5 protein-coding genes are annotated in these 6,348 nt (G+C 52.3%); 3 read left to right on the forward strand and 2 right to left on the reverse strand.

What is annotated here, in order from left to right; translation table 11 throughout:
• Positions 1 to 87: 87 nt before the first annotated feature.
• The 3 genes from B3D59_RS17185 to B3D59_RS17195 are packed head-to-tail and all read left to right on the forward strand — an operon-like array spanning position 88 to position 4,575.
• Positions 88 to 1,068, forward strand: a complete 981-nt coding sequence (locus tag B3D59_RS17185; RefSeq protein WP_286822372.1) for an AAA family ATPase — start codon at positions 88 to 90, stop codon at positions 1,066 to 1,068.
• Positions 1,069 to 1,121: 53 nt separating this feature from the next.
• Positions 1,122 to 3,689, forward strand: coding sequence for a formylglycine-generating enzyme family protein (locus B3D59_RS17190; RefSeq protein WP_286822373.1), 2,568 nt, complete (start codon positions 1,122 to 1,124; stop codon positions 3,687 to 3,689).
• 40 nt (positions 3,690 to 3,729) lie between these two features.
• Complete coding sequence (locus B3D59_RS17195) at positions 3,730 to 4,575, forward strand: formylglycine-generating enzyme family protein (protein ID WP_286822374.1); 846 nt, start codon at positions 3,730 to 3,732, stop codon at positions 4,573 to 4,575.
• Positions 4,576 to 4,878: 303 nt separating this feature from the next.
• Here B3D59_RS17195 and B3D59_RS17200 read toward each other — a convergent pair whose 3' ends face one another.
• Positions 4,879 to 5,499 (reverse strand): hypothetical protein, encoded by a 621-nt coding sequence (locus B3D59_RS17200; RefSeq protein WP_286822375.1) that lies wholly within the window; start codon positions 5,497 to 5,499, stop codon positions 4,879 to 4,881.
• Between the two features lie 36 nt (positions 5,500 to 5,535).
• Positions 5,536 to 6,195, reverse strand: coding sequence for a cobalt transporter CbiM (cbiM, locus tag B3D59_RS17205; protein WP_286822376.1), 660 nt, complete (start codon positions 6,193 to 6,195; stop codon positions 5,536 to 5,538).
• Positions 6,196 to 6,348 lie beyond the last annotated feature (153 nt).

Raw genomic sequence — 6,348 nt, forward strand, 5'->3', positions numbered from 1 at the left:
TTTGAAGAATTAGAAACCGATATTCAGGATGAAATTATCACGATCTATTCGAGGTTGAATGAAATTGAAAATTGGAGAGGATAACCAATGACCCATAAAATAACACTTGATTCCTTTCCCACAGAAAAGGCGGTTGACCTGTACCCATGCACAGGCTGGCCCAAAGCCGCCATCCATCATTTTGACCGGAAACAGGCCGTGGCCGTCCTGGCGGCTCTGGCCGTGAGCCGTCCCCTGCTGGTCAGGGGAGAGCCCGGATGCGGCAAAACCCAGCTGGCCAGGGCCGTGGCCCAGTTGTTTGCGATGCCCCTGGCCTGCCTTGTGGTCAACGAACGGACAGAACCCGAGGACCTGCTCTGGCGGTACGATGCCCTTCGGAAACTGTCCGATGCCAATGCCGGAGGATGTTGTGTGAAAAATGAAAGGCAATACTTGAGCGCCGGCCCCCTCTGGTGGGCCCTTAACCATACAAGTGCTGAAAATCGTATAGGCAGCCGCCCCTACAGGCCGGTGACCACGGATGAATCCGGACGGGAAAGGGAGTTTCAAAACGGGGTCGTTCTTCTGATTGATGAGATCGACAAGGCCGACCGCTCCGTGCCCAACAGCCTGCTGGAACCCCTGGGGAATTTGAGCTTTGAGGTGCCTTATACCGGGGAACGGGTGGAACGTCCCAGGGGCGAACCCGATCCTTTGATCATCATTACCACCAATCGGGAACAGGAACTGCCCCAGGCCTTTGTCCGGCGCTGCCTGGTCCTGGACCTGGTCCTGGATGACACCAATAAGGATGAGTTTATCGATATTCTTTCCAAAAGGGGCCAAAGTTTGTTTCAGGACAGGATGCCCGGTGATTATGGTGAGAAACTTTACGAAAAAGTGGCTGACCTCCTGTATGAAAAACGGATGAGAGCCAAACATGAGGGATTATCGTTTATTCCGGGCCAGGCCGAATACCTGGATCATCTTGAGGCCCTCATCGGCATGAAACAAACAGCCCCGAGTATTGCCCTGGATGAAGCTATGGAACTGCTGGCCGCCCTGACGTTTATGAAAAGCGGTGCCTGATGGCCGGGGAAAACGCGAATGATAGGAATTCTCCATTGGGTCGGATGGGGGAATTGACCACCCTCGTTTCCCTTGTTGAAAGGCTGAAAGGGGATAATATCGGCATTGGCGAGCTTTCGGAACTGCTGGGGCTGGAATATGTTCCCAAACCCAAAAACAGGGAGATTGCCGAACCCGCCCGGACAGTTATTGACCAGAGTTTGCGCCCGGAACCGGATTCCAGCGCCATACGTCCCACGAATTATCCGCCGGATAAAGCCCATTTCCGGTTTCCCTGTCTTTATGCCCTTGAAGAAAAAAAAGTCGAAGATACCGGAACCATGCCGGCAGAATATGCGAGTCTCATCCCTTTTGAGGACAGGATTGAATTTCCGCCGGTGGCCGACGAGGTCATGCCGGACCCCCTGACCGGCTGGCATCTCCTCTGGCCATATCTGAAGCGCCTTGGCATTGAATTAAAACAGACCCGCCAACTGGACACCCAAAAGATAATCCAAAGCGCCGTCAGGCAAAAACCCCTTGAAATTATCCCGTGGAAAAAGAAAAGGGCCTGGCCCCTGGATATGGTCCTGGTTCTTGATTTTTCAAAACATTTAAGCCCATTTTTCAATGACTTCAAAGAGCTGGCCCTCAACATGGGCCAATGGTTTCGCAATCGGCTTCACATTGTCGCCTGCCCCGATCCCAAAACCAATGCCTTTTTGTACCAGGGAGAGATTCATGAAGGATTCCCCATAGTCCGGGAAAATTTGCATCTGATCTATGCCGGAGACCTGGGATTTTTAGACAAACAAGGCATCAACGCGGGATTCTGGCATGGGTTCGGACGCCGCATGAAACAGAAACACGTCCGGATAGATGCCCTGGTGACGGCCCATCCTTCGGACGGGATACCGGAAATGGCCAACGTGTTTTCCCTGCACTACTGGGATTCCGGTGTGATCCGTCCCGGTGGGGTTTCTGGGAATCGAGGCGCCGGTCCAGGCATGAAAAGCCGGGATCAGACCGAGATGCTTCTGGCGACCCTGTCCCTGGCTGTTGAACTCACACCGGCCCTGATCCGGAGGGTAAGAAACCGGCTTGGGTTCAGTGTCTCCACCGAAAGCCTGGCCTGCCGTCATTCCGCCCTGGAAGGCAATGTGTTCAGGTTTCAGTGGCGCAATCCAGAGATCCGGGAAACGTACAGCAAAAAAGCACAAGACCTGAATCTGGATCTTGACCGGATCTGGCCCCTGATTCAATCCTTTGAATCCCGGATGCCCATGGAACTGCGTATCGAACAGCGGCAGAAGGCTGGAAAGTCCCTTGATGGAGATCAGGCGGCTTTTTTAAGAAAGCTGGTTTTCTTTCAGCAGAATCCCGATACCCCGGAAACAGAAAAAAACAGGGTCATGGCCTGGGTGGGCCGGGTGGCGGACCGGGCAGGGGAAGAAGCGTGGGTGCCTGAACTCAATACATTGTTCGGAATTTACAATGAAACCGTCAAACCGCAAAAGGTTCCCGGCGGGGTGGATTTGACACAGGTTCCGGAATGGGCTGTAAAATCCAGGGAAAGAGGACCGGTCTGCCTGAGTGTGTATCAAAACCGCCTGGAAACTTTTTCTTCCGGAAGGCCGACAGACCATCCCGGATTGATCCATGAGTTATCCGCCGGTTCCAAATCCCAGGTCACTTTCAGGACAGATGAAACAGCGGTTAAACAGTCCATGACGCTGGATAAGGCTTTTGAACTGCCGGAAAATACGGCTGAAATTGTGGTGGAAACCGATATCGGGAGAACAACGGTGGCCATGATGTCTTGTCCAGAATGGGCCTCGGGCATTGGGCGGGACCGGTACGGACTGTTTGTGGAGGTGAAAGTAAAAGGCTCCGGCTTTGTGTTGCGCTGGATTCCCCCGGGGAATTTTATGATGGGATCTCCTGGAGATGAACCTGAACGAAGTGATGATGAAGGGCCTTTGCACCGGGTGGCGTTTGAAAAAGGGTTCTGGCTTGCAGATACCGCCTGTACCCAGGAATTATGGCGGGCCGTTACCGGGAAAAACCCAAGCAGCTTTAAAGAAGAAGGACCTGAACATCCGGTGGAAAAAGTGAGCTGGAACGATGTCAATGAATTTATTGGTGGGCTTAACCGTTTGGTTCCCGGTCTTGATATTCGTTTGCCCTCGGAAGCAGAATGGGAGTATGCTTGTCGGGCAGGAACAAAAACCCCGTTTTGGTTTGGACGTGAATTGACCTCGGACAAAGCCAACTATGATGGGAGCTCACCTTACAATAAAGGCCCTAAAGGGGAGTACCGTAAGAAAACTGTGCCGGTGAAATCTTTTGAGCAAAATCCCTGGGGCCTGTACCAGATGCACGGCAATGTATGGGAGTGGTGTCAAGATCGCTGGCATGGCAATTACAACGGCGCTCCGGAAGACGGTAGTGCCTGGGAAGATGGTGACACTAATTCTCGCGTCTGTCGCGGCGGTTCCTGGTTCTACATCGGGAGGTTCCTGCGTTCCGCTTGCCGCTACTACTTGCCCCCTCGCGGGCGTTACGACTCCTTCGGCCTGCGTCTTGCCCGAGGTCCTTTGGTGCCGGAGGTAGGAACCGGCGGTACAGAAGATTCCCAATGAAGTATAAATCTTGTAACGTACCTGTATTACTAAGGAGCACATGAAAAAAGACCATCAACTCGAAATAAGGTCTGTGTTACCGGATATTTTTCCAGAGAACTGGGCCCACAGCTACGGCCAGGACCACTATGGGATTTGGCAGGGAATTTATGTCAATAGTATTGATGTCCGATTCCGCTGGATACCGCCGGGCGAGTTTATGATGGGAGCTCCTGGAGATGAACCTGAACGAAATGATGATGAAGGGCCTTTGCATCGGGTTGCCTTTCAAAAAGGCTTTTGGCTGGCAGATACCGCCTGTACCCAGGAAGTATGGCAGGCCGTTACCGGGAAAAACCCAAGCAGATTTAAAGAAGAAGGACCTGAACACCCGGTGGAAAACGTGAGCTGGGATGATGCCAATGCGTTTATTGACAGGCTCAACAGTCTGGTTTCCGGGCTTGGGGCCCGATTGCCCTCGGAGGCGGAGTGGGAGTATGCCTGCCGGGCAGGAACAGACACCCCGTTCTGGTTTGGACGTGAACTGACCCCAGACAAAGCCAACCATAAGGGGACCGAACCTTACAATAAAGGCCCTAAAGGGGAGTACCGTAAGAAAACGGTGCCGGTGAAGTTTTTTGAGCAAAATCCCTGGGGCCTGTACCAGATGCACGGCAATGTCTGGGAGTGGTGTCAAGATCGCTGGCATGACAATTACAACGGTGCCCCGGATGACGGCAGTGCCTGGGAGGATGGTGACACTAATTCTCGCGTCTGTCGCGGCGGTTCCTGGATCAACAACGGGAGGCCCCTGCGTTCCGCTTACCGCGACTACTGGCCCCATGGCGGGCGTTACGGCGGCGACGGCCTGCGTCTTGCCCGAGGTCCTCAAGACCGGTCAGGCTGAGGCAACGGCCGGAGGCCGGTCAAGGGAGCGAGGGACGAGCGAAAGAGAGCAAAAGAAAGGGTCAAATAATGCAAGACCTGCCCGCCAGATGCGCTCTTAGATCCACCTGCGCCGGCCCTGCTTTTTCTATGGACTTAATCTGACCTCCCCTGATACAGATGAAACAGCGCAGTGCTTTGCCCATATGTTCCCGTTGAACATATGGGCAAAGCACTGCGCAACCTGGAAGCGCGCTCCCGGGATGCCGACACGGAATTGACCTCCTCAAGCCCGCCGGTGCCGGTGAAACTGGCGGCAGCCGTATCACGACTTTTTCTTACGGGAAGAAAAATAGATGGCCACGCCCATCAAGCCGAATATATATCCGATGCCGCCAACAATTTCATTCATGGTCGGGCCTTTTTGCTCCAGGTCTGCCACCATTCTGGTCAACGGGGTAATTTTTTTATCCAGCGCTTTTGTTACGGCCTTTTCCACGATGGCTTCAAGCTGGACCGGGTCAATGGAGGCTGCCGGGTGTACCGCCTGTCCAGGGTCTGTCTTCCCTGCGGATTCAGGTAACGGTCTCTGTGCATCCCCGGCTGCGTCGGTTTCATCTATATCTTCAAGGGGAATCGTCCATTCGGCCTTATGTCCCATGCCGGCAATGAGTTCAATGCGCATGGCTGTTTTTGCCGGGATGGGAAATGAAAATTCACCTTTTTGATTGGTCCGGGTGCGCAAAAGTTCTTTTCCGTTCAAGTCCCAGACAATAATTTCTGAGTCCCGTACTTTTTTCCCGCCGCTGAATTTGCTTTCTCCCAGAACGGTGTTTCCTTCCACCCAGGCAAATACCGTGACCTTATGTGCCAGGGCATTGCCCCTTGAAAGAAAGAAAAAAAGGATCAGACAGGAAAATATCATAAAATATTTTCGATACATCATTATTGTTTACCATTAAAAATAGTCGTAATATGAAGATTATACCTGCTTTTCAACCATTTTTGCTCTATTGTCCAATGCGGCCTGCTGCTGTGCCGCAGGCCATTTGGGCAAAAGTTCGGGTTGCACCTTTTTAAGAAAACCCATACAGAAAATCGCCACAAGGCCCTCTATGAACATAACTGGAACATGGGCTATAACAACGGCCCAGGCCACCTCTAAAAAACTTTCCTGGGTAAACATCAGGGCTGTACCGACAAGCAGGCTGCTGAAAAAAACGCTTAAAAATCCACAGGCAAAGCAGGCGGCATGGGAGAGTGCACCTGGTTTGTGGACAAATCCTGCAAACAGGTAATAACAGAGCACTGCCGGTGTGGCCATGATAATCGTGTTGACCCCCAGGGTTGTGATCCCGCCGAATTGGAACAGCACCCCCTGGAGCAGGAGCGCAATCAAAATAGCGGGAAAGGCAACCCACCCAAGCATCAGGCCAAGACTTCCGTTGAGAATCAGGTGGGCGCTGGAAGGCCCCATGGGCAAATGAATCAGGGATGCCACAAAAAAAGCGGCCGACAAAATTGCTGCCTGGGGAATTTTATCTTCTTTAAGTTTTTTCAAGCCCACGGAAGTGCCTGCTGCAGCCAAAATTATCCCCACCCCTAAAACCGGTGCGGAAAGAAAACCTTCAGAAATATGCATAATACCTTCTTATTGCTCAAATATATTATTTTGTTTTCCAGTTTTCGAATTTTACCCAGATTACCGCACCCAACTCAACATCCTTCTCCTGCCCGTCAGCCTTAAGGGTAAAATCAGCTTCATTAAGTGCTGCAAATCCCCACCATCCGGCCT

It is taken from the genome of Desulfobacter sp. UBA2225, assembly GCF_002348205.1.
Taxonomy (GTDB): Bacteria; Desulfobacterota; Desulfobacteria; order Desulfobacterales; family Desulfobacteraceae; genus Desulfobacter; species Desulfobacter postgatei.

Excerpts from the sequence above, each read along its gene's own strand:
- B3D59_RS17200 (WP_286822375.1), bottom strand. The coding sequence starts at position 5,499 with ATGATGTATCGAAAATATTTTATGATATTTTCCTGTCTGATCCTTTTT.
- B3D59_RS17185 (WP_286822372.1), top strand. The coding sequence starts at position 88 with ATGACCCATAAAATAACACTTGATTCCTTTCCCACAGAAAAGGCGGTT.
- B3D59_RS17195 (WP_286822374.1), top strand. The coding sequence starts at position 3,730 with ATGAAAAAAGACCATCAACTCGAAATAAGGTCTGTGTTACCGGATATT.
- cbiM (WP_286822376.1), bottom strand. The coding sequence starts at position 6,195 with ATGCATATTTCTGAAGGTTTTCTTTCCGCACCGGTTTTAGGGGTGGGG.